The organism is Marinobacter sp. JSM 1782161 (assembly GCF_011421605.1).
GTDB lineage: Bacteria > Pseudomonadota > Gammaproteobacteria > Pseudomonadales > Oleiphilaceae > Marinobacter_A > Marinobacter_A bohaiensis.
This window is the reverse complement of record NZ_WSSA01000002.1, coordinates 1,315,472-1,342,096: the sequence shown is the minus strand read 5'-3', so window position 1 is coordinate 1,342,096 and position 26,625 is coordinate 1,315,472. Positions and strand designations below refer to the sequence as shown.

At 62.7% G+C, this 26,625-nt stretch carries 28 protein-coding genes; 20 read left to right on the top strand and 8 right to left on the bottom strand.

What is annotated here, in order from left to right:
- Positions 1–5 precede the first annotated feature (5 nt).
- From GQB00_RS05925 to GQB00_RS05865, 13 genes are all read left to right on the top strand, one after another.
- Positions 6–872 (top strand): HlyD family secretion protein, encoded by an 867-nt coding sequence (locus GQB00_RS05925; protein WP_111495582.1) that lies wholly within the window; start codon positions 6–8, stop codon positions 870–872.
- Between the two features lie 59 nt (positions 873–931).
- On the top strand, positions 932–1,882 hold the full coding sequence (locus GQB00_RS05920) for a LysR family transcriptional regulator (protein WP_165855539.1): 951 nt from the start codon (positions 932–934) through the stop codon (positions 1,880–1,882).
- 117 nt (positions 1,883–1,999) lie between these two features.
- A complete protein-coding gene (locus GQB00_RS05915; protein WP_111495586.1) occupies positions 2,000–2,332 on the top strand; it encodes a DUF3302 domain-containing protein in 333 nt (110 codons plus the stop codon).
- Positions 2,333–2,334: 2 nt separating this feature from the next.
- On the top strand, positions 2,335–3,288 hold the full coding sequence (locus GQB00_RS05910) for an HlyD family secretion protein (protein ID WP_111495588.1): 954 nt from the start codon (positions 2,335–2,337) through the stop codon (positions 3,286–3,288).
- Between the two features lie 385 nt (positions 3,289–3,673).
- The gene (locus tag GQB00_RS05905) at positions 3,674–4,627 is read left to right on the top strand and encodes a Bug family tripartite tricarboxylate transporter substrate binding protein (protein ID WP_165855538.1); all 954 of its coding nucleotides are present in this window, start codon (positions 3,674–3,676) and stop codon (positions 4,625–4,627) included.
- 10 nt (positions 4,628–4,637) lie between these two features.
- Complete coding sequence (locus tag GQB00_RS05900) at positions 4,638–5,144, top strand: tripartite tricarboxylate transporter TctB family protein (protein WP_111495592.1); 507 nt, start codon at positions 4,638–4,640, stop codon at positions 5,142–5,144.
- A gap of 2 nt (positions 5,145–5,146) precedes the next feature.
- Positions 5,147–6,640 (top strand): tripartite tricarboxylate transporter permease, encoded by a 1,494-nt coding sequence (locus GQB00_RS05895; protein ID WP_162628772.1) that lies wholly within the window; start codon positions 5,147–5,149, stop codon positions 6,638–6,640.
- Positions 6,641–6,812: 172 nt separating this feature from the next.
- Positions 6,813–7,724 (top strand): 5-dehydro-4-deoxyglucarate dehydratase, encoded by a 912-nt coding sequence (gene kdgD, locus GQB00_RS05890; RefSeq protein WP_165855537.1) that lies wholly within the window; start codon positions 6,813–6,815, stop codon positions 7,722–7,724.
- A 55-nt stretch (positions 7,725–7,779) separates the two neighbouring features.
- Positions 7,780–9,105 (top strand): enolase C-terminal domain-like protein, encoded by a 1,326-nt coding sequence (locus GQB00_RS05885; RefSeq protein ID WP_111495598.1) that lies wholly within the window; start codon positions 7,780–7,782, stop codon positions 9,103–9,105.
- Positions 9,106–9,147: 42 nt separating this feature from the next.
- Positions 9,148–9,912, top strand: coding sequence for a FadR/GntR family transcriptional regulator (locus tag GQB00_RS05880; RefSeq protein ID WP_228160527.1), 765 nt, complete (start codon positions 9,148–9,150; stop codon positions 9,910–9,912).
- 98 nt (positions 9,913–10,010) lie between these two features.
- A complete protein-coding gene (locus tag GQB00_RS05875; RefSeq protein ID WP_165855536.1) occupies positions 10,011–11,588 on the top strand; it encodes an aldehyde dehydrogenase (NADP(+)) in 1,578 nt (525 codons plus the stop codon).
- A gap of 155 nt (positions 11,589–11,743) precedes the next feature.
- Positions 11,744–12,685, top strand: coding sequence for a 2-hydroxyacid dehydrogenase (locus tag GQB00_RS05870; protein ID WP_165855535.1), 942 nt, complete (start codon positions 11,744–11,746; stop codon positions 12,683–12,685).
- Between the two features lie 8 nt (positions 12,686–12,693).
- On the top strand, positions 12,694–13,638 hold the full coding sequence (locus GQB00_RS05865) for an AEC family transporter (protein WP_165855534.1): 945 nt from the start codon (positions 12,694–12,696) through the stop codon (positions 13,636–13,638).
- A gap of 5 nt (positions 13,639–13,643) precedes the next feature.
- Here the strand turns inward: GQB00_RS05865 and GQB00_RS05860 are convergent, their stop codons facing one another.
- Both GQB00_RS05860 and GQB00_RS05855 read right to left on the bottom strand, forming a co-directional pair.
- A complete protein-coding gene (locus tag GQB00_RS05860) occupies positions 13,644–14,246 on the bottom strand; it encodes a LysE family translocator (RefSeq protein WP_165855533.1) in 603 nt (200 codons plus the stop codon).
- Positions 14,247–14,283: 37 nt separating this feature from the next.
- A complete protein-coding gene (locus tag GQB00_RS05855; protein ID WP_207950618.1) occupies positions 14,284–15,156 on the bottom strand; it encodes a helix-turn-helix transcriptional regulator in 873 nt (290 codons plus the stop codon).
- Between the two features lie 207 nt (positions 15,157–15,363).
- Here GQB00_RS05855 and GQB00_RS05850 point away from each other — a divergent pair, with 207 nt between their 5' ends.
- From GQB00_RS05850 to GQB00_RS05840, 3 genes are all read left to right on the top strand, one after another.
- Complete coding sequence (locus GQB00_RS05850) at positions 15,364–15,867, top strand: gamma-glutamylcyclotransferase family protein (RefSeq protein ID WP_165855532.1); 504 nt, start codon at positions 15,364–15,366, stop codon at positions 15,865–15,867.
- 385 nt (positions 15,868–16,252) lie between these two features.
- Entirely contained in the window at positions 16,253–17,383 is a 1,131-nt protein-coding gene (locus tag GQB00_RS05845) for a fatty acid desaturase (RefSeq protein ID WP_165855531.1), read from the top strand.
- Between the two features lie 59 nt (positions 17,384–17,442).
- Positions 17,443–18,018 (top strand): sugar O-acetyltransferase, encoded by a 576-nt coding sequence (locus GQB00_RS05840; RefSeq protein ID WP_165855530.1) that lies wholly within the window; start codon positions 17,443–17,445, stop codon positions 18,016–18,018.
- 6 nt (positions 18,019–18,024) lie between these two features.
- Here the strand turns inward: GQB00_RS05840 and GQB00_RS05835 are convergent, their stop codons facing one another.
- Complete coding sequence (locus GQB00_RS05835; protein WP_165855529.1) at positions 18,025–18,585, bottom strand: DUF5615 family PIN-like protein; 561 nt, start codon at positions 18,583–18,585, stop codon at positions 18,025–18,027.
- A gap of 357 nt (positions 18,586–18,942) precedes the next feature.
- Between GQB00_RS05835 and GQB00_RS21825 the strand changes: the two genes are divergently transcribed.
- Positions 18,943–19,638: a PEP-CTERM sorting domain-containing protein gene (locus GQB00_RS21825; RefSeq protein WP_111495620.1), complete on the top strand. Its 696-nt coding sequence runs from the start codon at positions 18,943–18,945 to the stop codon at positions 19,636–19,638.
- A gap of 80 nt (positions 19,639–19,718) precedes the next feature.
- Here GQB00_RS21825 and GQB00_RS05825 read toward each other — a convergent pair whose 3' ends face one another.
- From GQB00_RS05825 to GQB00_RS05815, 3 genes are read right to left on the bottom strand one after another with little or no spacing between them, the layout of a single operon-like run.
- The gene (locus GQB00_RS05825) at positions 19,719–20,525 is read right to left on the bottom strand and encodes a DUF1338 domain-containing protein (protein ID WP_165855528.1); all 807 of its coding nucleotides are present in this window, start codon (positions 20,523–20,525) and stop codon (positions 19,719–19,721) included.
- A complete protein-coding gene (gene astA / locus GQB00_RS05820) occupies positions 20,515–21,651 on the bottom strand; it encodes an arginine N-succinyltransferase (RefSeq protein ID WP_165855527.1) in 1,137 nt (378 codons plus the stop codon). The genes GQB00_RS05825 and astA overlap by 11 nt, the downstream gene beginning before the upstream one ends.
- A gap of 20 nt (positions 21,652–21,671) precedes the next feature.
- Positions 21,672–22,892 carry an aspartate aminotransferase family protein gene (locus GQB00_RS05815; RefSeq protein WP_165855526.1) on the bottom strand — a complete coding sequence of 407 codons (1,221 nt, stop codon included), beginning with the start codon at positions 22,890–22,892 and terminating at the stop codon, positions 21,672–21,674.
- Between the two features lie 175 nt (positions 22,893–23,067).
- On the opposite strand from GQB00_RS05815, the gene GQB00_RS05810 reads away from it, so the two are divergent.
- Positions 23,068–23,505, top strand: coding sequence for an Lrp/AsnC family transcriptional regulator (locus tag GQB00_RS05810; protein WP_165855525.1), 438 nt, complete (start codon positions 23,068–23,070; stop codon positions 23,503–23,505).
- On the opposite strand, the gene GQB00_RS05805 is transcribed toward GQB00_RS05810, so the two are convergent.
- Positions 23,495–23,992, bottom strand: a complete 498-nt coding sequence (locus tag GQB00_RS05805) for a MarR family winged helix-turn-helix transcriptional regulator (protein ID WP_165855524.1) — start codon at positions 23,990–23,992, stop codon at positions 23,495–23,497. The two genes, GQB00_RS05810 and GQB00_RS05805, sit on opposite strands and share 11 nt — an antisense overlap.
- Positions 23,993–24,113: 121 nt before the next feature.
- Between GQB00_RS05805 and GQB00_RS05800 the strand changes: the two genes are divergently transcribed.
- Positions 24,114–25,100, top strand: a complete 987-nt coding sequence (locus tag GQB00_RS05800; RefSeq protein ID WP_165855523.1) for a DMT family transporter — start codon at positions 24,114–24,116, stop codon at positions 25,098–25,100.
- Here the strand turns inward: GQB00_RS05800 and GQB00_RS05795 are convergent.
- On the bottom strand, positions 25,079–25,252 hold the full coding sequence (locus GQB00_RS05795) for an HPP family protein (protein ID WP_165855522.1): 174 nt from the start codon (positions 25,250–25,252) through the stop codon (positions 25,079–25,081). The genes GQB00_RS05800 and GQB00_RS05795 overlap by 22 nt on opposite strands.
- Positions 25,253–25,373: 121 nt before the next feature.
- Here GQB00_RS05795 and GQB00_RS05790 point away from each other — a divergent pair, with 121 nt between their 5' ends.
- Positions 25,374–26,576: a multidrug effflux MFS transporter gene (locus GQB00_RS05790; protein WP_165855521.1), complete on the top strand. Its 1,203-nt coding sequence runs from the start codon at positions 25,374–25,376 to the stop codon at positions 26,574–26,576.
- Positions 26,577–26,625: the final 49 nt, after the last annotated feature.

Below are 26,625 nucleotides of genomic sequence, written 5' to 3'. Positions count from 1 at the left end.
TAGCCATGAAACTGAAAACAGTCATCAGTCTTGCGGTGACACTGCTCGTCTTCGCCGCCGCAGCCCTGCTGGGCACGCTACTCTGGCAGCATTACATGGACGCGCCCTGGACCCGGGACGGCCGGGTTCGGGCCGATATCATCAACGTCGCCAGCGATGTGTCCGGGCGTGTGGTGGAAATGCCGGTGTCCGACAATCAGCGGGTGCAAAAGGGCGACCTGCTGATGCGCATCGATCCCGAGAAATACGAGATCGCTGTGGAACAGGCCGAAGCCCTGGTGGCGTCCCGCAAAGCCTCCATGCGCATGCGCGAGGCGGAAGCCAAACGCCGGGTGCAACTGGATCGCAAGGTGGTCTCGCGGGAGAGCCTGGACGATGCCTCCAACGCCGCCGCCATCGCCCGCGCCGAATACCAGCAGGCCCTGGCCAGACTCGACGAGGCCCAATGGTCGCTGGCGCGCACGCAGATCCGCGCGCCGGTAGACGGTTACGTCACCAATCTCAACGTTCACCAGGGCGACTACGCGACCGCCGGCAAGCCGCGGTTGGCGGTGGTCGACGAGCACTCGTACTGGGTTTACGGCTACTTCGAGGAGAACAAGCTGCCCGGCGTGCACGTCGGGGATCCCGTACGGATGGAACTGATGAGCGGTGAGATACTGAAGGGCCATGTGGAGAGCATCACCCGCGCCATCTACGATCACGACAACCCGCAAAGCCGCCAACTGGTGGCGGACGTCAACCCGACGTTTACCTGGGTGCGTCTGGCGCAGCGCATTCCGGTGCGGGTCCATATCGATGAGGTGCCGGACGGACTGGTGCTGGCCGCAGGCACCACGGCCACGGTGATCGTCCAGCCGGATGCCGGCTGAGTGGCCTGAATGGGCTGAGTGAATCAACTGGGTGAAGCACACGGACGGGAGCGTCGTCGATGGATATTCTGCACAACATGCGCGTTTTCGTGCAGGTGGCCGAAACCGGCAGCTACACCGGCGCGGCGCAGGTGCTGGATACCACCACGGCCAGCGTGTCCCGCGCGGTCAGCAATCTGGAATCGCATCTGCAAACGCGGCTGCTGCACCGCTCCACCCGCCGTCTGGCGCTGACCGAAGCCGGCCAGCGCTACCTGCTGCGCTGTCAGCAGATCCTGCCGATCATCGAAGAGGCCGAAGCCGAGGCCTCGGACGCCCATGCGCGCCCGCGCGGCGTCCTGCGGCTGCATTCGATGACCGGGGTGGGGCAGCACTACGCCATCCGCGCGATCAATCAGTATCGCCAGCTTTACCCGGACGTGTCCTTCGAGCTGACCCTGGCCAACCGCATCCCGGACATGCTGGAGGAAGGCTTCGAGGTCGCCATCGTGATCAGCAAACAGCTGCCCAGCTCCAGCCTGATCTCGCGCAGTCTGGGTCAGACCTACAGCGTGCTGTGTGCGTCACCGGAATACCTGCGCGCCCGGGGCGAGCCGCGCACGCCCGAGGATCTGCGCCACCACGACTGCCTGCGCCTGGCCAGCCCGGTGCTGCCGATGGACAACTGGAATCTGCACGGGCCCGATGGCGACATGACCGTTGAACTCGGGGCATCGCCCCTGCAGGTCAACGTGGGTGACGCCATCGCCGAGGCGGCCGCCGGAGGGCTGGGGATCGTGGCGTTGCCGCTGTACTCGGCGATGAGCATGTTGCGCAGTGGCGCGTTGGTGCGCGTCCTGCCTCAATACCGGCTGCAAACCCTCAACATCCACGCTCTGTACCCGTCGCGCCAGTATCTGGACGCCAAGGTGAAGACCTGGCTCGAATTCCTGCAGGCCAACCTGCCCCAGTGGGTCGGGGAGGACGAAGAGCTGGTTCGCGCCATGAGTCTGGGGTGTTCGCTGCAATAGGCTGAACGGCTCTCCTGTCTTCCCGGCACCGTCTTCCCGGCGCTCTGCCGAATTGCTGCTAATCTTTTTAAGGGTTGCTTATAACCTCTTAATATTAGCTGGCCAGGGAAGCCGTACATGCTCGATTACTTCGCGTTGTTCATGCTGTTCTTTGTGGTCGTGGTGCTGTTCTACGGCATTATTGCGATTCACGATATTCCGTACGAAATTGCCAAAAAGCGCAATCACCCCCACCAGGACGCCATCCACGTCACCGGCTGGATCAGTCTGCTGACCCTGCATGTGCTGTGGCCGTTCCTCTGGATCTGGGCCACCCTCTACCGCAGCGACCGCGGCTGGGGCTTCCAGGATGGCCGCTCCGGTCACGATCACATCGAAAGCCTCGAGCGCCAGGTCACAGAACTCAGTGATCGGTTGAAGCGTCTCGAATCCGATCGTGGGGAGGGCTGAACATGGATTTGCTGCTGATCCTCACGTATACCGCGATCTGCATCGTTGTCTTCAAGGTCTTCCGGGTGCCGCTCAACAAATGGACCGTGCCGACCGCGGTGCTGGGCGGCATTTTCCTGATCGGCGCGCTGCTGATGCTGATGAACTACAACCATCCGTATTCGGAGCGGGCCCGCAAGTACGAGCTGACCACGCCGATCATTCCCACCGTTCGCGGCCGGGTGGTGAGTGTGGAGGCCACGCCCAACCGCCTGATGGAGGAGGGAGATGTGCTGTTCCGGCTGGACCCGACACCGTTCCAGGCCAAGGTCGATTCGCTCCAGGCACAGCTTAAATCCGCCCGTCTGGATCTGGATCGTGCCACCCAACTGGCCCGCACAGGCGCCGGACCACGCCGTAATCAGGACGTGGCCGAGGCCCAGGTGGATGAGCTGGAAAGTGAGCTGACGGCCGCGCAATACAATCTGGAGGAAACGGTCGTCCGGGCACCGACGCGAGGCTACGTGTCGCAGCTGTTCCTGCGGCCGGGCATGATGGCGGTGAATCTGCCGTTGCGGCCGTCACTGGTGTTTGTGCACCAGGAAGCGGACATCTTCACCGGCTGGTTCCGCCAGAACAGCCTGCTGCGTCTGGAAGAAGGGGACGAAGCCGAAGTGGCGTTCGATGGCATTCCGGGCAAGGTCTTCTCCGGCGAGGTGGTCACCGTTATCCCGATTCTGGCTGAAGGCCAGCTCCAGCCCACTGGCAATCTGGCCATCGACAACGCCCCGCCGGGCAGGGTGCCGGTGCGGGTGCACATCACGGACCCATCCTTCGACAAATACCGGCAGACGTTGCCCGGCGGTGCCTATGGCCAGATGGCCCTCTACAGCGAGCATTTCGAGCACGTGGCGATCATGCGCAAAATCCTGCTGCGCATGTCGGCGTGGATGAACTACCTTTTCCCGTTCCACTGAGTCGTCAACCCTTTCCACCGATTCGTCAAAAAGGACCGAGCCTTTCCGATGGGCGCCTGTAACAGGCGCCCATATTTTTCGTCGATTTTTTTCTTTCGGTGGTTGCATTTCTTCTGTAAAGCGGAGAGGATGACTTTTAAGTTGTATGATGTATGACGTAGTACGAACTTCAAGCAACCGTCACGTGAACGTCGCGGTGAATGAAACAGGGCAGGAGGTGCTCGGAAAGTAAACACAGGTTATGGTCCGGCCAGATACGATATTGGCCTGCCATCGCGCCCCTTCCTCGCCGGATGTGGGCATGACAATCTGGAAGGCGACGCACTCGCCGGAAAGCAAAACACTCGGTCACGACAACAAATTCAAGACGTTAACGAGGTTTGATATGAAAAAAACAATCATCGCATTGTCCGTTGCGCTTGCCAGCGCCACCGTTCCGGCCCTGGTGCAGGCAGATGATGGTTACCCCGAGAAAAACATTGAGTTCATCGTACCCTATGGCCCGGGTGGCGGCTCTGATACCTTCGTCCGTTCCATCCAGCCGGCTCTGGAAGACGCGCTCGGCGGCACCCTGGTCGTTCGCAACATCTCCGGCGGTGGCGGTGCCGTGGGCTACTCCCGTGCTGTGACGTCCCGTCCTGACGGTTACACCGTCACCACCCCCAACAACGCCAACTTCACTCTGGAAGGGTTGGGCAACGTCGGTTTCTCCTACAACGACTTTGAATACATCGCCCGTGTCACCGTGATGCCCTACGTCCTGGCGGTACGTGACAACGATCAGTGGACCGACTTCGAATCCCTGAAGGAGGACCTGCAGGCGTCCGGCGACAAGCTGTCGGTGGGCTTCTCCGGCGTGGGTTCTTCGACTCATGTGACGTCTGTGGCGCTGGGGCGCGAGCTGGGCATGGACTTCCAGTTCATTCCGTTTGATGGCGGTTCCGCGGCGGTGTCAGCGGCCATGGGTGGTCATGTCGATGCGGTCGTGCTGAACCCGTCCGAGATCATGTCGGCGGTGGAGTCCGGCAAGCTGACGGCCATTGTCTCCACCGGTGGTGAGCGCAGTAGCGCCATGCCGGAAGTACCGACCATGAAAGAACTGGGCTTCGACATGGAGCTGAACCAGTGGCGCGGTATCGCCGCTCCGAAGGGACTGGATCCGGCCATCGAGGAACAGTGGGTCACGGCCATCAAGAAAGCCGTCCAGGATCCGCAGTTCCGGCAAGCGGCCAAGAACGGCGGCACGGATATCAAGCCGCTGTACGGCGACGAGCTGGACGCCTTCATCAAGGACAATGCGGAACTGATGATTCCCATTGCCGAGTCGGTCAAGCAATAACGGGTGACTTATGAGCAGGTCTGTTGGTGAAGCCGTTTTTACTGCGGTGCTGATGGGCTTTGCGGGATTCGCGCTCTACGAAGCCTTCGGGATTCGTGGCAGCGCAGCCGGCGGCAGTCTGGCGCCGGCTTTCTTCCCCAAGGCTATCTGTACCCTGTTGCTGATCTTCCTGGGCGTGTCGCTGTTTCGCACGCTCCTCAAGGTGCGGCATGAGGCAAAACCCGATGAAGGCGGAGATACCCGGGGCGCGGTACTGGGCTGGTTGATCGTGCTGGCGGAGCTGGTGGTCTACTCACTGGTGCTGGAGCCGCTGGGCTACGTGATCTCCACGGCCCTGCTGATCGTTGCCGTGGTGGCCACGCTGATGCTGCTGAGCGCCGGTGAGCGCCAGCGTATCACGCCGCGAAGTGCCGGCATGCTGGTCGGATTCTCTGCGGTGGTGTCCGTGGCCATCTTCCTTCTCTTCAGCAAAGGGTTTGGGCTGGTTCTGCCCACCCTGGGCGCGATGGGGGTGTAATCATGGGACAGTATCTCGACGCCCTGGGACTGGTCTTCCAGTTCTACGTTCTCCTGGCCATTGCCGGCGGCACGCTGCTTGGCCTGATCATGGGGGCGCTGCCGGGACTGACGGCGGCCATGGCCATTGCGCTGCTGTTGCCCCTGACCTTCGGCATGCCGCCGGTGATGGGCATGGGCATGCTGCTGGGCACCCTGTGCGGCGCGATTGCCGGTGGCTCGGTGTCCGCTACGCTGCTGAATATTCCAGGCACGCCGTCGTCCGTGGCCACCACGCTGGATGCGTTCCCGATGGCGCGCCGTGGCGAAGCCGGCCGGGCCCTGGGGATTGCCATCGTGGCGTCCTTCTTCGGCGGCATTTTCAGCGCGATCGTGCTGAGCCTGCTGGCGCCGCCCATCGCGGATTTCGCGCTGCAGTTCGGTCCGGCGGAATATTTCGCCCTGAGCATTTTCGGGCTGGTGATCATCGCCTCCGTGGCGAAAACGCTGATGAAAGGCATCATTGCCGGCCTGATCGGTCTGCTGCTGGCGACCGTGGGCACGGATCCTGTGGCGGGTGTGACCCGTTTCACCTACGGCAATTTCTCGCTGCTCACCGGCATCAGCCTGCTGCCGGCGCTGATCGGGCTGTTCGCCGTGTCCCAGGTGCTGACGGACGTGGTGGACTACTTCAAGGCGAAGGCGGCGCAGCGTTCCGATGTGTGTATGGACAAGGCCGCCCCACGTTGGCTGGAAGTCTTCCGCAGCTGGAAGGTGCTCGGTTCCAGTTCGATCATCGGCGTGATTGTCGGGGCAATCCCTGGCGCCGGTGGCAGCATCGCGTCTTTCCTGTCCTACGATCAGGCCAAGAAGATGTCGAAGACGCCGGAGAAGTTTGGCACCGGCCACCACGAAGGCATCGTGGCGTCCGAGTCGTCCAATAATTCGCTGGTGGGCGGCGCGCTGATTCCCATGCTGACCCTCGGGGTGCCCGGTGAAGCGGCCACGGCGGTGCTGATGGGTGGTCTGATGATCCAGGGGATCCAGCCCGGACCGACCCTGTTCACCGACCAGGCGCCGATCATCTACGGGATCTTTATCGCCTTCCTGGTGGCCAACGTGTTCATGCTGCTGATCCAGTGGTTCGGCATCCGGATGTTCGTCAAGGTGCTGCAGGTGCCGCGCAAGATCCTGATGGCCATGATCCTCGTGTTCTGCGTCATCGGCGTGTACGCGGTGGATGGCGACATCTTCAACGTCTACCTGATGCTGGGCTTTGGTGTACTGGGCTTCTTCCTGAACAAGTACGGCTTTGGCACCGCACCCGTGATCCTGGGCCTGATTCTGGGGCCGATCGCCGAATCCAACCTGAGACGTGCGCTGTTGCTGTCCGGCGGGGACTGGTCCGTGCTGGTATCCCGGCCGATCAGCCTGGCTTTCATCGGCATCGCTGTGGCGTTCCTGATTTTCACTTACTGGCAAAACTCGAAACACCGGGGCAAAGCCGCTCACGCCTGAGTGGCTTATAGCTCCCTGACTTTGGCGCGCCCGGGAGCGGGCTGGCTGGACGAGGCTGACTTGAAGAGAGGATGTCCTGTTGTATGATGTCATATAAACAGGTCACTCAGTCCCCGGCCAGAGCCCGAACCGCTGCGAACCGAAACAACATGGACAATGAGGACTGACAACCATGACGCTTTCTGTAGAACGTATCCGACAGTCGCTGAGCGACGGCCTGCTGTCGTTCCCGGTCACCGACCTGGACGCCAGCGGCCGCTTCAATGCCGACACCTATCGCGAACGCATTGAGCGCTTCGTGCAGCAGGGGGTGTCCAGCGTGTTCGTCGCTGGCGGCACCGGGGAGTTCTTCTCCCTGTCGCTGGAGGAGTACCGCGAGATCGTCCGGGTCGCGGTAGAGGTGGTGGACGGCCGGGTGCCGGTCATTGCCAGCGCCGGCCGCAGCGTGCCGGAGGCCCAGCGTTTCTGCCAGGCCGCGGAGGAGGCGGGTTGCGACGGTATCCTGCTGATGCCGCCGTACCTGACCGAATGCCCGACGGAAGGCATCGTGGAATACGCCCGTGCGGTCATCGACAGCACGTCCCTGCAGGTCATCTACTACAACCGCGCCAACGGTATCCTGGATGCCGACAACGTGAAGGCCCTGGCGGCCGCCTGTCCCAACATGATCGGTCTCAAGGACGGGGTCGGCAACATGGCGGCCCTGAACGACACCATCAAGACCGTCGGCGATCGTCTGGTTTACATCGGCGGCGTACCGACCGCCGAGATCATTGCCGAGGCCTACCTCTCGATCGGCGTGAACACCTACTCGTCCGCCGTGTACAACTTCATGCCGGAGATGGCGATGAAGTTCTACCGGGCGCTGCGGGGCGGTGACTCGGCCACCGTGCAGGCGATCATCCGGGATTTCTTTATTCCCTTCTGCCGCCTGCGCGACCGTAAGAAGGGCTATGCCGTCAGCCTGATCAAGGCCGGTACAGACATCGTGGGCCAGCCGGCCGGTGACGTACGCGCGCCGCTGACGATGCCCACGCCGACAGACCGCGAAGCCCTGGCGGCGATCATCAGCAACAACCGCTGACCGCAGCGATTCCGGGGCGTGGAAGTATCCGCCCCCAACCGAGCGAGGTAGAACGATGTTTACAACAATCAAGAAAATGTCGGTGGTTCCGGTGGCGGGCTACGACAGCTTTCTGCTGAACCTCAGCGGTGGCCACGCCCCCTGGTTTATCCGGACGGTGGTGGTCCTGGAAGACAACGACGGCAACATCGGCCTGGGCGAAATCCCGGCCACCGATGCCATCGTCCGTACGCTGGAAGCCTGTCGCGAGCTGGTGGAAGGGCAGTCGGTCGGGCGCTACAAGGCGATCATCAGCCGCGTGCGTGACGCCATCTCCGGGCAGTCCGATGATGTGCGCGGCAACCAGACCTTCGACCTCCGGGTGGCGGTCCACGTGATCACTGGCATCGAGTCGGCGTTGCTGGACCTGGCCGGCCAGAACATGGGCCTGCCGGTGGTGGAGTTGCTGGGCCAGTACGGCCGTCAGCGCGACCAGGTCGAGGCCCTGGGCTACCTGTTCCTGCTCGGCGATCCCGACAAGACGGATCTGCCGTATCCGACCTGCGAGAACCCGCAGGATGAGTGGGACCGCGTCCGCACCCGCGAAGCCCTGACGCCGGACGCGGTGGCCAGGCTGGCCAAGGCGGCCTACGAGCGTTATGGCTTCCGCGACTTCAAGCTCAAGGGCGGGGTGCTGGACGGTCATCAGGAAGCGGAGTGCATCGCCGCACTCTACGACGCTTTCCCGGAAGCGCGCCTGACCCTCGATCCCAACGGCGCCTGGACGCTCAAGCAGGCCATCGAATACCTGACGCCGGTCAAGCACATGCTCAGCTATGCCGAAGACCCCTGCGGCGCCGAGGGTGCCTGGTCCGGCCGTGAAACCATGAGCGAGTTCCGCCGCCAGACCGGGCTGCGAACGGCGACCAACATGATCGCCACCGACTGGCAGCAGTTGCGTAACGCGGTGCGCCTGGATTCCGTGGATATTCCGCTGGCGGACTGCCACTTCTGGACCATGCAGGGGGCGGTCGCCGTGGGTGAACTGTGCAACGAGTGGGGCATGACCTGGGGATCGCATTCCAACAACCACTTCGACATCTCGCTGGCGATGATGACGCACGTGGCGGCTGCTTGCCCGGGCGAGATCACGGCCATCGACACGCACTGGATCTGGCAGGACGGACAGCGGCTCACCCGTGACCCGCTGAAGATCCGCGACGGCAAACTCACCATTCCCGACCGGCCGGGGCTGGGCATCGATCTGGACCGGGAGAAACTGGAGCAGGGCCACGCCCTGTTCAAGTCCCTCAGCCTGGGCCAGCGCGACGATGCCATGGCCATGCAGTACCTGATTCCCGGCTGGACATTCGACCCCAAGCGTCCCGCGCTTGTTCGCTGATCCGCTCTTGGGATAATGTAACTCGGCCGAACTGAATTGATGATGGACACAACAAAAATGGGCACCACCGGAAGCACCCTCAAGGTTCAACCCGTCAAACGCACGGGCAGCCTTGGCGCACATGTCGCGTCACAACTGGAGCAGATGATCACCCAGGGACAGATTCCCGTGGGCGAGAAACTGCCCACCGAGAGCAAGCTGTGCGACATGTTCGAGGTCAGCCGCACGGTGGTGCGCGAGGCGATCACCCAGCTCAAGTCGCTGGGCCTGGTCGAGACGCGGCGCGGCGTGGGGACCACGGTCATCCGCAGCCAGCCGGCGGAAACGTTGTACGCCTATACCATCAATCCGACGGCCGTTGAGGACATCCTGAACATCCTGGAACTGCGTCTCAGTGTCGAGACCCAGGCGGCGGAATTCGCCGCGCTGCGCCGGGACGATCAGGACCTCGAACAGCTCGAACAGTGCCTGGATCGCTTCGACCGGGCGCTGGAAAAAGGGGAACTGGCGCGGGACGAGGACCTGGCTTTCCACCTGGGCATCGCCAACGCCACCAAGAACCCGTTTTTCCGGCAGTTCTACGAGCAGTTCAACAAGAACATCATCCCCAGAGCCAAGATCGTCAATACCAGTCTCGATCACCCGGCCACCGAGCAGTATCTGGACCGGGTGCGGCAGGAGCATCGCGAGATCTTCGACGCCATCCAATCGAGACAGCCCGAAGCGGCCAGAAAGGCGATGCATACGCACCTCTACCGTGCCTATCACCTCTACGAGAAATACCGGACCAGTCAGGCATTCGAGTAACCACCGAACCTGAACCGCTGGTCGTTCTCAGTCTTCTGGCCTGAATGAACGTGGCTCCGGCTTGCCCGGAGTGCGGACACTCGTTAACGGAGAGACACATGACTATTCTTGGCGAAATGCTCATCGGCGCGCGCGCCGTAAAAGGTACCAACGGCCCGATCCAGGCCATCAACCCGGCGACGGACGAGAAACTTGAGCCGGCCTTCAACGGCGGCACCGAAGCGGATGTGAATAGCGCCGCCGAGCTGGCCCGCGCGGCGTTTGCCAGCTACCGCGACACCAGCCCGGAGGCCCGGGCCGTGTTCCTGGAGACTTGTGCCGACGAAATCCTCGCGCTGGGGGACGAGCTGGTCGAGCGCGCCATGGCGGAAAGCGGTCTGCCCCGTGCCCGCATCGAGGGCGAGCGCGGCCGCACCATGAACCAGCTGCGTCTGTTTGCCTCGGTGGTTCGCGCCGGCAACTACCTGGACGCCCGCATCGACCCGGCCATGCCGGACCGCCAGCCGCTGCCGCGGGCGGACCTGCGTATGCGCAACATCCCGCTGGGCCCCGTTGCCGTTTTCGGCGCCAGCAACTTCCCGCTGGCCTTTTCCGTGGCCGGTGGCGACACCGCCTCGGCGCTGGCGGCTGGCTGCCCGGTGATCGTCAAGGCCCACTCGGCCCACCCGGGTACCTCGGAGCTGGTCGGTCGTGCCCTGCAAAAAGCCGTGGCCAAGTGTGAGCTGCACGAGGGCGTTTTCTCGCTGATCTTTGGATCCGGTAACGTAGTGGGCCAGGCATTGGTGGCGCACCCGCAGATCAAGGCGGTCGGTTTCACCGGTTCGCGTTCCGGTGGTACGGCGTTGATGAATATCGCCGCCAATCGCCCCGAGCCGATTCCGGTGTACGCGGAAATGAGCAGCATCAACCCGGTCTTCCTGATGCCGGAAGCCATGAAGGCCCGTGGCGAGAGCATTGCCGAAGGCCTCGTTGGATCTCTGCTGATGGGCGCCGGCCAGTTCTGCACCAACCCGGGGCTGGTGTTCGCTGTGGAAGGCGACGACTTCGACCGTTTCCTGGAGAAGGCCTCCGCCACTCTGAAAGACGCCGGCACCCAGACCATGCTCACACCGGGTATCCATCAGGCCTACAGCAAGGGCGTCGATCAGCTCAGCGGCAATGGCCGCGTGACGGAGGCCGCGCGTGGTCAGGGCAGTGATCAGCCCAACCAGTGCCAGGCCGGGCTGTTCGTCACCACGGCGGATAACTTTATCGCCGATGAGAGCCTGTCCGCCGAGGTCTTTGGTTCCACCTCGCTGGTGGTGACCTGCAAGAGTGCGGACGACTTCGCCCGCGTCGCCGAGCATCTGGAAGGCCAGCTGACTGCGACCTTGCAGCTGGACGACGGCGATATCGATGCCGCCCGCCAACTGCTGCCGGTGCTGGAGCGTAAGGCGGGCCGGATCCTCTGTAACGGCTACCCGACTGGCGTCGAAGTGTGCCACGCCATGGTTCACGGCGGACCTTACCCGGCCACGTCCGACAGCCGCACCACCTCGGTGGGTTCTGCCGCGATCCAGCGGTTCGTGCGTCCGGTCTGCTACCAGGATCTGCCCGAGGCGCTGCTGCCCGAGGCGATCCGGGACGGCAACCCGTTGTCGATCCGCCGGCTGGTGGACGGCCAGGACCAGCGTTGATCCTGAACTCCGTCGATGGAGACAGGCCGGGTGTCGCTTGCCGACGCCCGGCGTAGACGATCCTCTCCTTGCCCTGCGTCCGCGGGGCCTTTTTCGTTGTGGGGCGTGTCTCTGGACATCCGTCCAGACCGCCCTGAACCGCGAGGGATAGCGTGATGGAAAAACCGGACGTTCTCATTGTTGCTGCCAGCGGCGCGCCACAAATGGCCGAGCTGGAGCGACACTTTACACTGCACCGAATGGACCTGGCCGAGGATCCCGACGCACTGCTGACCGACGTCGGCCCGCGGATTCGCGCGGTGGTGACCGGCAACAGCGCGGGCTTCAGCGAAGACCTGCTCGCCCGGTTGCCGAACCTGGAGCTGGTGTCCTCCCAGGGCGTCGGCACGGACGGACTCTGTGTCGCGGCCTGCCACGATCGCGGCGTGCTGGTGGCGAACACGCCGGACGTTCTCAACGACGATGTGGCGGACATGGCGATGATGCTTCTGCTGGCCACCGTCCGACGCCTGGTGGCGGGCGACCGCTGGGTGCGGGAAGGCCGTTGGCAGCGCGAGGGCAATATGCCGCTCAGTCGCTGTGTCCGTGGCAAGACGCTCGGCATTGCCGGGCTGGGGCGCATTGGCAAAACCATCGCCCGGCGGGCGGAGGTGTTCGGTATCGAGGTGGCCTACTACGGCCGGCGCGAGCAGTCGAATGTCGACTATCCCTGGTATGCCGATCTGGAAACCCTGGCAGGGGAGGTCGATTTCCTGATGATCGTGCTGCCCGGGGGCGAAGCCACGCGACACCTGGTGGGGCCGGACGTGTTGCGGGCGTTGGGCCCGGACGGCTATCTCGTCAACATCGGCCGGGGATCGGTGGTGGATGAAGCGGCCCTGGTCCGAGCACTCCAGGAAGGCGAGATTGCCGGCGCCGGGCTGGACGTGTTCGCCGACGAGCCCAACGCGCCGGAAGCCCTGTTCGCCATGGACAACGTGGTGCTCCAGCCCCACAACGGCAGTGCCACCGTGGAAACCCGGAATGCCATGGCGCAGCGGGTGGTGGACAATGTGAAGGCCCACTTCGCAGGGCGTCCGCTGCTCTCACCGGTGTAGGCTGAACGATGCAGACGGATCTCTTCGCCCAGGTTTTCACCGTCACCGGGCCGGTGTTCGCCATGCTGCTGGCGGGGCTGGTCCTGCGACGGTTGCAGCTGATTGACGATGCCTTTATCGGCACCGCCTCGAATCTCAGCTTCCGGGTGCTGATGCCCACGCTGTTATTCTTCTCGATTCTGCGTGCTGACCTGCGTACCGCGTTTCAGCCGAAGCTGATCGGCTATTTCTACCTCGCCACCATGCTGACGTTCGCCGCCTCCTGGTTCTGGTCCATGCGCTCGGTGCCGCGTTCCGATCGCGGCGTCTACGTGCAGGGGGCGTTCCGGGGCAACTGCGGCATCGTCGGCCTGGCGCTGGCGGCCAGCTACTACGGTGACTATGGCCTGTCCACCGGCGGTGTGATTGCCGGTATTGGCATTGTGTTGTTCAACGTCCTGTCGGTGGTGGTGCTGGGCATCTACAGCCCCACGTTTGAGACCAACCTGCGGTCGGTGGTCATCAACCTGACCCGGAATCCGCTGATTCTCAGCGTCCTGGCGGGACTGCTGGCTTCCTGGGCGGGCGTGACGCTGCCCCAGTGGATCATGGTGTCCGGCGACTACCTGGCATCCATGACGCTGCCGCTGGCGTTGGTCTGTATCGGCGGCTCGCTGTCATTGGGCGCACTGCTGGACTCGGGGCGCCCGGCCATCAGCGCCAGCCTGATCAAGGTGCTCTGGAGTCCGGTGCTCTTCACCGTCCTGGCCTGGCTGGTGGGCTTTGAAGGCCGGGACCTGGGCATGCTCTACCTGTTCCTGGCCAGTCCCACCGCCGCCGTCAGCTACGTCATGGCGCGGGCCGCTGGCAGCGACGACAAGCTGGCCGCCAACATCATCGCCATTTCCACGGTACTCTCGGTGGCCACGATTATGGCGGGGTTGTATCTGTTGCAGCATTATCGGCTGATCTGAGTGGATCAGCCGGCCAACTCCGGCCAGACGTATTCCACGCCGATAGAGCCCGCCACGTAGAGCAACAACACCGCCATCACCCGGTTAAACCAGCGAAAGAACACCGGGCTGCCGACGCGTGGACCCAGCAGTTTGCCGAATAGGGCGTAGCTGCCGGGAGCGCCCACGGCCAGCACCGCCAGGACGCAGGACCAGCCCACCACCGCCGGGCCGTAAATGCCGGCGCCGGGAAACTGGATGGTGGCGATGGGCAGGGTGGCGACGATGCCCTTGGGATTGAGGAGCTGGATAAACAGCCCGTCACGGAAGCGCAGGGCATTGGCGCTGGCTTCGGTGCGGATGTCGACACTGGCCCTGAGTATCTTGAAGGCCAGGTAGGCGATGTAGCCGCAGCCGGCCAGGCTGACGAACACCAGGCTCCTGCTGTGCACCAGCGCCCCGCCAAGCAGGCCGAAGCCGAGGAACAGGATCAGCATGGCGCTGCCGACGCCGACGTAAAAGCCGGCGGAGCTGCGGAACTGGCCGTGGATGCCCGCGTTCAGGCCGAGCAGATTCACAGGCCCAGGCGTGTACATCACGCCTATGGCGTAGGCGAGGATCTCGATCATGGTGGTTTCCTGAAAAGGTCGTCGTGTGACGTTGGCGTCAGGCGCCAATGCTTTGCTGGTAGCTCGTCGGCGTCATGCCATAGATGCGCTTGAAGCGTCGGTTGAAGTGGCTCAGGTCGGAAAACCCGTAACGGTGGACGACATCGTTGACCGACTCGCCGGCCTCCAGCGCCGAGCGGGCGGCGTTGATGCGGCAGTTGATCACGTACTGGTGCGGGGTGATGCCGAACTGGCGCCGGAACAGCCGCAGGAAGTGGTACTTCGAGAGGTGGGCCGCTGCACTGATGTCTTCCAGAGACAGGTCGGCATCGATGCAGTCGTGGATAAAGTCCTTCGCCCGTTCCAGCAACACGTCGGGGCGCCTGGACACGGCGTCCATCTCGAACGAGCCGACACGTTGCACCATACGCGAGGCGATCTGGAACAGGGCGTGTTCCTGCTCGATGCGACTGCCCACGTTGTCGGCGATCAGGCGCACCAGTCCGATGATCTGGTCGCGCAGCAGCGGGTCGTCAAGCAGCGTCTCGTTAAAGTGGATGTCGCCGATGCGCGTGCGTCCGGCGGCGTCTGTCATCAGCGGCTCGATCTGCCCCGGGTGGATGTACAGCATGACATAGCTCAGCGGGTCGTCGCCGCCGGAGTGGCCGTCATGCACCTCGTCCGGACTGAGCTGGATCACTTTGCCCGGAGGGCTGCGGTGGAAGCTACCGTTGCTGAAGAAATCCTGGCTACCGCTGAGGGTCACGCCAAACGCGTATTCCTCGTGGGCGTGCTTGTCGTAGGTAAACCCGTCCATCTTTGCCTGCAGCGCGGTCACTTCCGGCAGATGCTGGCTCCGGATGAAGCGAAATTGGCTGTCCTGTTCCACCCTTACACTCACCGTTCTTCCCCTGGACGCCGGTCTGCTCATGGGCTGTCTCCCTCATGGGAGACTGGCCCGTTTCATCCATACTGTAACGCCGGAGCGGGGGCGACGCTTGGACAAAATTGCGCAATCGGCTCCCGATATGGCGGGCGCGGTACCGAAAGCCTTTATTGAGAAAGCCGCATTGAAGACGCCATGTTGAAAACCTGCATTGATAACGATCCTTATTGATAACGATGGGAGAAACGCACGATGTTCTATTTTGCCTATGGCTCCAACCTGTCTCGCGCCCGGTTGCAGGCCAGGGTTCCCGAGGCCGAACCGGTCGCGGTGGCCAGCCTGCCGGAGCACCGCCTGTGTTTTCACAAGGTCAGCCGTCGTGACGGATCCGGGAAGTGTGATGCGTTATACACCGGCGATAGGGGAGATCGTGTCCTGGGTGTGATCTATGACGTGTCGGACGAAGGCAAGCGGGTGCTGGATCGGATTGAAGGCCTGGGCCATGGCTATGACGAGAAGCAGGTGGTTGTCGAACTCGGCGACGCAAGCCGACGGAGGGTCTGGCTCTACGTGGCCTCCGACATTGACGCGGGTTACCGGCCCTACGGCTGGTACAAGCAGCACGTTCTGGCCGGCGCCCGGGAGCATGGTTTTCCTTCGGCCTATATCGACGTCATCGAAGCGGTGGAGACGGTGGAGGATCTGGACGTCGATCGGCATTACCGGGAGACCGCGATATACCAGCGCGGTGACTGAATCCGGTTGCCGAAAAGTCCAGGCATTGTGGAGGTGTCACGGGTGGCCGCTTGCCCGGTACGGCTGGATCAGTGGCGGTGCTATCGACGGCGTAGCGGGTTGCTGCCCATCACACAGAAACAAAGCGTTTCCAAATAAGTTATTGTATTTCGTATCTATTGCCATAGTGACGTGTTAGTTTGGCGCATCTCACCGTCTGTCCCGCCTGCACATTCAAAATGACGATAACAGCGAGGCCAACGGTGTAAGGGCTTGCCGGTTTCTGTTGATCGTATGGTCGATGGACGGGCCGTCCTGGCCGTCCATGGAAGGGAACGGCTGCGCGCCAACTTGGGAATGGTGCCGTTTGGAGGGAAAGTTTGGGTTCACAAGCAGTACATCAATCATGTCCGATCTACAGGCGTTAGCCGATAAGAAGAAAGAAATCATTGCGCGTTTTTCCGCCAAAAGTAATGCCATTGCCCTCTGGCAACTACTTACCACCCTGGTTCCGTATGGTCTGGTCTGGTATCTGGCTGTTGAAAGCGTCGCCATTTCCTGGTGGCTGACGGCCGTGTGTATTGCGGTTCTGTGCCTGTTCCTGCTCCGCGTCTTCGTACTGATGCATGACTGCGGCCATAACGCGCTGTTCGATAAGGTCGCCTACAACCGGCGCGCCGGATTCCTGCTCGGCGTGGTTTGCGGCATGCCGCAGTACGTGTGGTCGAAGAATCACGCTTTCCACCATGCCACCAACGGGAACTGGGATCAGTACCGTGGTCCGCTGGCGACGCTGTCGCTGGATGAATTCAACGCGCTGACACCGGCCCAGCAGACCCGCTACCGCCTGATGCGTCACATTGCCGTGGCGCCGCTGGGTGGCTTCCTCTACCTGATATTCAACCCGCGCTACACCTGGCTTAAAGGCAGCCTGGCGCTGCTTGCCTTTATCCTGCGCGGCAAACTGCGCCAGCCGACGCGGTCGATGCGCTCGATCGCCGGTGAGTTCCAGCCACGTTACTGGAAGACCTGGAAGGACTACCGGCACATGACCGCCAACAACCTGGTGCTGCTGAGCCTCTGGGCGCTTATGTGCGCGGCGGTCGGGCCGTTGGTCTTCGTCGTCATCTATCTGACCAGTCTGTCGCTGTCCGGTGCTGGCGGGATCATTCTGTTTACGGTGCAGCACAACTTCGAGGATTCCTGGGCGGCGGACGAGTCCAACTGGGATTACAGCCGGGCCGCCGTCGAAGGCACCAGCTTCCTGGTCCTGCCGGGCTGGCTGAACTGGTTCACCGCCGATATCGCCTACCATCACGTCCACCACCTGTCGGCGTCGATTCCGAACTACCGGCTGGCCGAGTGTCATCGGGCCTATGCCCACCTGTTTGCGGACGTCACGCGGATTACCCTGCGCGATGTGCCCAAAGCCTTGCGCAATAACCTGTGGGATCGCGATCACCACCGGATCACATCCTTTGAAGCGGTGGAGCGGCGTGTGTCCGGATTCGGGGTGTTGTCCAAAACGTCTGCCTAGGATGTCCCGTCCTGCTAGACTGGCCCGATTGACGTTGCCAACCGGACCAGGAGGTCACGATGACCAAGAGCCCCACGGAAAAACAAAAAATGCTGGCGGGCGAGCTGTACAACGCCAAGGACCCGGAGCTGATGGCGGATCAGCGCCGCGCCCGCCTGCTGACCCGGGCCCTCAATGCCAGCTCACCGGACCAGCAGGCTGAGCGGACCCGCCTCATTGGCGAGTTGATCGGATCGGCCGGCGAGGGCGTCTGGATCGAGCCGCCGTTCTACTGCGACTACGGCAGCCACATCACGCTGGGGCGTGACGTTTTCTTCAACTTCAACTGTGTCGTGCTGGACGTCTGCCCGGTGACCATCGGCAATCACGTGCTGTTCGGCCCGGCGGTGCAGATCTACACCGCGACACATCCTCTCTCTGCCGCCGAGCGCCGCACGGGCCTGGAGTCCGGCAAGCCGGTCGCCATCGATGACGACGTCTGGGTGGGCGGCGGTGCCATCATCTGTCCCGGAGTGTCCATCGGCGCGCGTTCCGTCATCGGGGCAGGCAGCGTTGTTACCGGGGACATTCCTGCCGACGTCTTTGCCGCCGGCAATCCCTGCCGCGTGATCCGTTCCATTGGCGCCGACGACTGACCGGCGTCAGCTCGTTGGGTAGTCCGCCAGCGGGCTGTTGCCGGGCAGGAAGCGGGTGGGCGTGCGCCAGCGGTTAAAACTCAGCAGGCGTGCCCGCATGCGTCGCACGTGGCTGCCTTCCCAGTAGACATGTCGGCACCCGGGACAGTGGCAAAAGACTCGACGGTCACCGGCTTCCTCCAGGTCGTTACCCGGCAGTTGACCGGCTCGCAGCGGCGTATTGCAGCGTTTGCAGCGGGAGAACGGGTCGTGCAGCCAGTTCAGGTTCAGTCGGCGGGTCAGTTCGCGGAAATTCGCATCCATACCGTTGGATTCAAGCAACAGCACGTAGTGCGGGGCGTTGCGGTGCAGCTCAAGTTCCCGATCCCGGGTGATCAGCCAGCGGTTCTCGCGGATGGCGGTGCCCAGCACGTCCCGATCCTGAGTGCCGCTGGCGGGGGAAGTGGTGTCGTAGCCGGCCACGCGCAGCCATTGGCCGAAGCCCCGCAGCATCTCGTCGCACAGAAAACGTGGCGCTTCCAGCGGGCAAAGCGCTCCTTCAATCCAGCGCGGTCGTCGTCCCGTCATGCCTGCCCTGTCGAAATTCTAATCAGGTGTTAACCCAGGTTAACAGTCTCTCCCGGGTCGCCTGGAGACGCTCCAGGTCCTGCTCAGGTATACGAACAAACCTCTTTCTTTTCCCAGTATTGCCCCGGTAGACCTTGGACGACAAGGGGAAGGGAGCCGTTGCTGATCCACTGGGACGCTGACCTGTTGGCGTCGGTATAGCGGTTTTCGACCGGCTCGTGGCTATCAGCGGCGTCGGCTTTATTTACAGTGCATCTGTGTTTCATCCTTAAAACCCAGTGAAAACAGTGGCCTGAGGACATGGCACCGGTTTCGCATTGAGCCAGGGGAATTTCTTTCAAGGAAGGAGTAAGAATCATGAAGTTGCGTGCATCCCTAGCAGTTGCGTTGATGTGTTCCGGTCTCTGGGCCGCCGATCTGTCGGCCGCCGAGATCAGCGCATCGGATATCGTGTCTGGGTCGGCCGGTGGTATCAGCTTTACCGCGAGCGGCGGTTCACTGGGTCTGAAAACCGTTGACGGTGTGACCGGTGCCGGTGTTAGCACGGGCGCTGGCGGCAATGAAATCGATGTTGGACAAAGTGTTACCGCGTCATCCGACACGGGCTTCACCTTTGAAGGCACGACACTGGCCTTCCTGTTCGACGGCCCGGAACACGGTGACTACGAAGAAGTGGCCAGTCTGACCGCGACCTTCCTGGGCGGCGGTTCCAGCACGGCCACCATCCAGAACACCTATACCAGCACCAACGATCTGGTGCTTGAGCTGTTCATTGACGGTGTGCTCAGCAACAGCCTGATCCTCGGCGCCACCGAGGCGGTCGCTGGTGCGGCTGCGACCGTGGACCTGGGCGCGCTGTTCGGTACCGAAGTGCTGTCCTCGCTGTCCTATGAGGCGCTGGCTTCCAGCGATTGCGGCGCGGGCAGCTGTAACAACCAGAGCGATTTCTCAATCGCCAGCATGTCCGCAACCTCCGTTCCGGAACCGGCCACCCTGGCGCTGCTGGGTCTGGGGCTGGCAGGCCTCGGCGCGACCCGTCGCCGCAAAGCCTGATCACTCGGGCGCCACAGACGAAAATGGGGCCATCTGTTGGCCCCATTTTTCGTATCCGCTCCCGGCAGCTGTGCTGACGATCACATCCCGGCGTCGGTGCTCTCGAAGATCTTGTCGGCCGATGCGGCCACAAAGCCGGAATAGAGTTGGCCATCCGGCTTGGGGTAGCGCAGGGCGAACTCGTAGAAGCAGCTGGGGATCGTTGCCTTCTGGTCCCGGAAGGATACCTCCACTCTGTCCGCCATGGTCGAGGACTGCTCCAGCAGCTCTTCCGGCGATCCCTTGATCTCCCCGCCCGAGCTGTTGAGGGTGTAGCCCTCGTCTTTCAGAAGCTGGTTCACTTCCTCCAATGTTCTGAACTGCTTGAGCTGATTCACGCTGACGGTGAAATGGTTGGCGCGATAGCCCCAGGCCGACATCCAGGCGGCGTACTCGCTCTCATCCAGCAGTTGCTTGTAGGTAGCGTAATCCACCTGCCAGTGGGTGCCCGAATACAGGAAGTCGTCGCCGCTGACGGCGTTCTCGTCCACCTGCTCCACCATCTCGTGCACGGCCTTTTGCAGCCCCGGCGAGAACTTCTCAACCAGCAGCTCGGAAATGAACACCTTGGGGGCGGTCGGGTCTTCGTGCTCGAAGTGCCTGGCGTAGAGTTTCTTGGCCTCGAAGTGGTACTCGCCACCTTCTTTGTAGCCCAGGGCCAGGAAATGGGCGGCCAGCTTGTCCAGGTTTACCCTGTCCAGGTTGAACGTGCGCAGGGCGATGTGGTCGTTGACGATCTCGCTGCCCTGGGTACCGCCGAGGATGCGATGGATCTCCTCCGCTTTCGGGGTCACTTCGCGGTAGTTGTTCCACAGATTCTCGAAAAGGGTATCGCGGTCAGAGTGCATACTTGAGCTCCTGTTGCTGTTGGGACTGCGAAGTGGTGGTCGCGCTGTCGGTACTGGGCAGGCCGCGGTTGGCAGCCACCGCCATCGGGATGAAACGCGCGTTGCCACCATCGCGCAGCCCCAGGGATTCGGCGAGTGCTGACGGTAGTTGTAGCAGGTCATGCTGTGGCAGGTAGCTGGCCTGGTCGGTCACGGTGGCACGGAAGCTCCGCACGTCGGCGTTGGCAATGAGGAACGCCTGACTGCTTTGATCCGCCCGGGGCTTGAAGGCGGAGGTGCCGTCCTCGATCACCTGGACGCGACAGGCGACGGAATCCGCTACGCTGTGGATCCGGTCGCGTTCGGCCTCCACGGTCGGGCCTGCGTCGAACAGGTCGACATAGCCCTTGTGGCGAAAGCCTTCCGCCTCAAGCATCTTCAGTGCCGGCCGGGTCTTGTCATGAACCTGGCCAATCACGGACTGGGCCTCGGGGCTCAGCAAGTGCGTGTAGAGCGGGTACTTGGGCATCAGCTCGGCGATGAAGCCGTTGTTGCCGGCGCCCACCAGCTGCGTCACCTGACCGAACTCCAGGTCCACAAAATGGTGGCGCAGCCAGTTCCAGAAGGGCGATTCGCCGTTTTCGCAGGAGACACCGCGCATCTCGGCGATGACGGTGTCGGCAAAGCGCTCCGGATGCTGGGCCATGAACAGGAAGCGCACCTTGGAGAGCAGTTTGCCGGCGTTGGGGCGGCGGAACTGCGGGCGCAGATAGAGGGTGCAGATCTCCGAACAACCGGTGTAGTGGTTGCACATGTTGAGCACGTCCACCCGCTTGAACAGGCCCAGTTCACGGGAATGATGCACCACCTGACTCTTGTGATAATGGTACAGCGGGCTGTTCAGGCCGACACTTGCTTCGATGCCGGTGGTGCCGATCACCTCGCCGGAGTCGGGATCTTCCAGCACGAACAGGTAGCCCTCGTCGCCGGGCGCCGACACCTCGGCAGCGAAGCTGTCGATGGAATGCTGGATCTTCTGCACCAGGAAATCCCGGTCGTCCACCAGTGAGGTGAAGCCAGGGCCGGATTCCTTCGCAATCGCCTGCAAGGCCGGCAGATCCCTGTGCTCAATCGGGCGAATGATCATGGTGCGTCCTCCGCGTCGCTTCAGCCGGCTTTCGCCACCTGGCCGAACAGCTTGTCGATGGCCGCCTCGAAGCGGTTCAGACCTTCTTCGATGTCGGCTTCCGGAATCAGCAGGGACGGCGTGAAGCGCACGACGTTGGCGCCGGCCACCAGGCACAGCAGCCCCTCGCTCATCGCCGCCTGCAGGATCTCTTTGGCGCGTCCGGCGTGCTCGTCCACCAGTTCCGCGCCGATCAGCAGGCCTTTGCCGCGAACCTCCTTGAAAATGCCGTAGCGGGCGTTGATCGACGCCAGGCCAGCCTTGAACAGGTCGTGGCGCTTGCGCACACCGGCCAGCAGGGTCAGGTCGTTGACCGTATCGAACGTGGCTTCGGCCACGGCACAGGCCAGCGGGTTGCCGCCGTAGGTGGAACCGTGGGTGCCGGGTTTCAGGTGGCTGGCAATGGCGGCGGTGGTCAGCATCGCGCCAATGGGGAAGCCGGCGCCCAGGGCCTTGGCGGTGGTCAGGATGTCCGGGGTGACGCCGCTGTCCATGTAGGCGTAGAGGTGGCCTGTGCGGCCCACGCCGGTCTGGACTTCGTCGAAGATCAGCAGGGCGTTGTGCTTGTCGCACAGCTGCCGCACGCCCCGGATGAACTCGGGGTCGGCGTCGATGATGCCGCCTTCGCCCTGCAGCGGCTCCATCATCACGGCGCAGGTCTTGTCGGAAATGACCGCCTCCAGGCTGGCCAGGTCGTTATAGACGGCGTGATGGATGGCGCCCGGCTTGGGGCCGAAACCGTCGGAATAGACCTTCTGCCCACCTACGCTCACCGCGAAGAAGGTGCGGCCGTGGAAGCTGCGTTCGAAGGAAATGATGTCGCTTTTGTCTTCGCCGTACTCGTTGAACGCCCAGCGACGGGCCAGCTTGAGGGCCGCTTCGTTGGCTTCGGTGCCGGAATTGGCGAAGTAGACGCGCTCGGCAAAGGTGGCGTCGGTCAGCTTTTTAGCCAGGCGCAGGGCCGGTTCGTTGGTCATCACGTTGGCCAGGTGCCAGACTCGCTCGCTTTGCTCCTGCAGGGCCCTGACCGGCGCCGGATGACAGTGGCCCAGGCAGCTCACCGCAATACCGCCGGCGAAGTCGATGAACTCGCGGCCTTCCTGATCCCAGACGCGGGAGCCTTTGCCACGAACCGGAATGACTTCGGGCGGGGCGTAGTTGGGCACCATGACGTCATCAAAAAGAGCGCGATTGACTTCCATTGCGAAAACCTCGTTTTTCAGGGGGTTGGGGCCGCCAGTTCAGCCGTCTTTGAAGATTGTTGGCCATATTATGAAGTGGGGGAGTGTCACTTTGCAGCGTTAAAAGCATCGAATTAGCGATGCTTTATGGCAAAATGATCAACAAAATGATCAATGCGACCATGTTGGAGACGAAATGGACAAGCCCGTCAGCGCCCAGGACCAGCGATTGCTGCTGCTGTTGCGCCAGAACGCCCGGACCAGTGTGTCGGAACTGGCACGCGCCCTGAATCTGTCGCGCTCAACGGTACAGAACCGGATTGTCCGGCTCGAAGCCAACGGCGTGATCAAGGGCTATTCCCTGGAACTGGGGGGTGCCTACTCCACCAACCGGGTGGAAGCGCATGTGTCGATCAAGGTGCGCCAGAAACTGACGGCCCGGACCAACGCCGCGCTGGAGCAGATCCATCACGTGGCGCAGCTGTTCTCGGTCAGTGGCGAATACGACCTGATCGCCATCGTGCAGGCGCAGTCGCTAGAAGAGCTCAGCACCGTACTCGATGACATCGGTAATCTGGAGGGGGTGGAGCGGACCAATTCCGCCGTAGTGCTGGAGACCAAGTTCAAGCGTTAGTGCGATCCAGTCCTTCCAACAGTTTGCCCAGCAGATCGTTGAGACGCTTCTGCTCGTTGCGGGTAAGAGTGGTCAGCGCCCGGGCCTCGTTATCCACGTGCAGCGGCACGATGCGGTTGATGAGTGCCAGCCCGTCATCGGACAGGTTGACCAGCATGCCGCGGCGATCTTCCGGATTCGGTGTGCGCCGGATCAGCCCCGCTTTTTCCAGCCGGTCGAGCCGGTTGGTCATCCCGCCCGAGGAGATCATCAGCGCCTCGAACAGCTGGGTCGGACCCAGTGAGTAAGGCTCGCCCGAGCGCCGCAATGTGGCCAGCACGTCGAATTCCCCCTGGTGGAGTCCGTGGGATTTGAAGAACGGATCCAGGTAATCCCGCGTGATCTGACGGGTCGCGGCGCCTAACCGGCCCAGCAGTTCCATCGGGAGCAGATCCAGCTCCGGCATTTCCGTCTGCCACTGATTCGTGGCCAGCTTTACACGACTCATTGTGCCTCTTTTTATCTTGGTGTTAAGATAATTTTTATCTTGATGATGAGGTAAATATGATTCGGCCCGGACGAGCGTTGCCAACGAACTCGTCTCGACGCCAAGATTCTGGAGATCAATGATGGCGAAGGTGATGCAATCTCACAAGGCGCGAGACGGACAGGGGCTCTTCGCCTTGGGCTGTCTGCTGCTGGTTGGCACCCTGCTGGCCTTGTCCCTGGTGATGGCCAAACTGGCCGATGGCGCCGGAGCACCGCGGCTGACGTTTCTCATGCTCGGCCTGGTGGGCGCGGGGATCATTCTGACCGGCCTGACGGCGCTGCAGCGCCAGGCCATGCCCCTGAACCGACGGACCCTGGAGTACGCCCTGGTGACGGGCGTGCTCATGGCGCTGCCTAATGCCCTGGGGTTCCTGGCCGTGCGCCATGTGGGGGCCGGGTTCATCTCGCTCAGCTTCGCTTTCCCGATCCTGCTGACCTGGCTGCTGGCCTTGTTGATGGGGATGGAGCGGATGCGGGTGCCGCGTCTTCTGGGGGTGTTGCTGGCGCTGGCCGGTGGCGTGATCCTGGCGGTGTCCAAGGCGGGAAACAGCGCCGGCGACCCGATCTGGGCGATGCTGATCCTGGCCATGCCGCTGGCCCTGTCCATCGGCAACATCTACCGGACCCTGCGCTGGCCGGCCGGCACCTCGCCGATTTTCCTGGCGGCGATCATGCTGTTCGGCGCCGGGTTGTCCCTGTTGCCGTTCGTGCTGGCCACCGAGGTGGGCGAGATCGGGGCCATGATGCGCTCATCTACCATACTGGGGCTGCTCGCCGTGGAAGTTCTGGTGTTCGCCGTTCTCTATTTCTTCTACTTCGTGCTGCAGAAGCTGGCCGGGCCGGTTTATCTCAGCCAGATCGGCACCGTTGCCGCCGTAGTCGGCACCGCTATTGCGGTACTGGCGCTGGGCGAAGCGACACCGCCCAACCTCGGCCTGGCCGGTACCCTGGTGGCGGCGGGCACGTTGGTGTTCCACCGCTCGGCCCGGCCGGAAGCGCCGTCGACGGCCGGGCAGCGCCCGTTCCGTCGAATGAATGCGTCGCCTCAGAGCCAGCGTTTGGGGTAGGGCTGGCGTGACAGCAGCCGGTGGTAGGCCAGGCCGAGCGCGACAATGGCCAGGGTGCCGATGGCCACCCGTGAGATGAGGCAATGCCACTCCTGCCCGGTCAGCATCACCAGCGGATTGGCGCCCGCCGCCGGCTGCTCTGCTGGAGCCATCGCTTTGTACACAGTGAGACGGGGCTGTCGGTAAGCACATCTGTCGATTTTATTTCGATAGCGGGGCAATCTATAGTTTGCGATTCACCTGCGCGATTTGCTGACCCCGAATGGACACTGTATGACGACGAAGGACTCCCACGTTCGCTTTTCACTGATCCTGGCGCTGGCCTCCACCATGATGATTGGGCCGTTCTCGCTGGATACCTACCTGCCCGCCTTCCCCGACATCGCGCAATCCCTGGGGGCGACGTCGCAGGAAGTGGGGCTGAGCGTGTCGATCTACGTCTTCTGCCTCGCCATAGGCCAACTGATTGGCGGTGCCTTGTCGGACCGCTTCGGTCGCAAGCCGGTTCTTCTTTCCGGTCTGACCATCTTCGTCGCATCGAGCCTGGGGCTTGCCTTCACCGATAACCTGTCCCTGTTTCTCGCCGGCCGTGCCGTGCAGGCCCTGGGAGCCGGTTGGGCGCTGGTCTCGGTGCCGGCGCTGGTGCGGGACCTGGTGAGTGGGCAGGATGCCGCCAAGCTGTTCTCGATGATGGGGCTGATCATGGTGGTGGCGCCGGGGATTGCCCCGAGCATCGGCAGCGGGCTGCTGCACCTGGGGCCCTGGAACGTCATCTTCCTGTTTCTGGCCGTCTACGCGGTGGCTGTGGTGCCCCTGCTGTTGGGCACCGTGTTTCGCCACAGCAGCGTGCACACCGGTTCGGCGTCGTCCGGCGGGGTGCTCAGGCGCTACGCCGAGGTGCTCCGTAACCGGGCCGCGCTGCCGTTCATCGCCTGGCAGGTGGGTTCGTTTTCCGTGATGATGCTGTTTATCACCCACGCCTCGTTCATCTATCAGGATCACTTTGGTGAGTCGAAGGAAGCCTTCGGGCTGCTGTTCGGCGCCAACATCGTGGCCATGTTCTGCGTTAACCTGATCAACCGGGCGCTGCTGTCGCGGGTCACGTCGCTGCGGATCCTGCAGGTGGCGACGCTGGTCCAGGCGCTGGGCGGTGTGCTGCTGGTGGTCGCCGCGCAGATGGCCTGGCCGGTCTACGGATTCCTGGCGGCCATGATGCTGACGATCGGCGTGATGGGGGCCATCATCCCCAACATCCAGAGCTGCTTTATGGAGTATTTTCCCACCAGTGGCGGCTCCGCCGCGGCGTTGCTTGGCGCGGCCCAATTCGGCGTTGCCGGCACACTCAGTGCCCTGTCGGCACTGCTGCCGCACACCCTGCCGGCGGTGGTGATGTCCATGGCGGCCTGCGCGGCGCTGGCGTTCCTGGTTATGCTGACGTCCGTTTTCGGCCGGACCGGTTCCCGCGAGGACCGCTGAACGGCCTTCTGCGGAGGCCTGCCGTCTTTGTAAGTCTCCGTGTAAATTT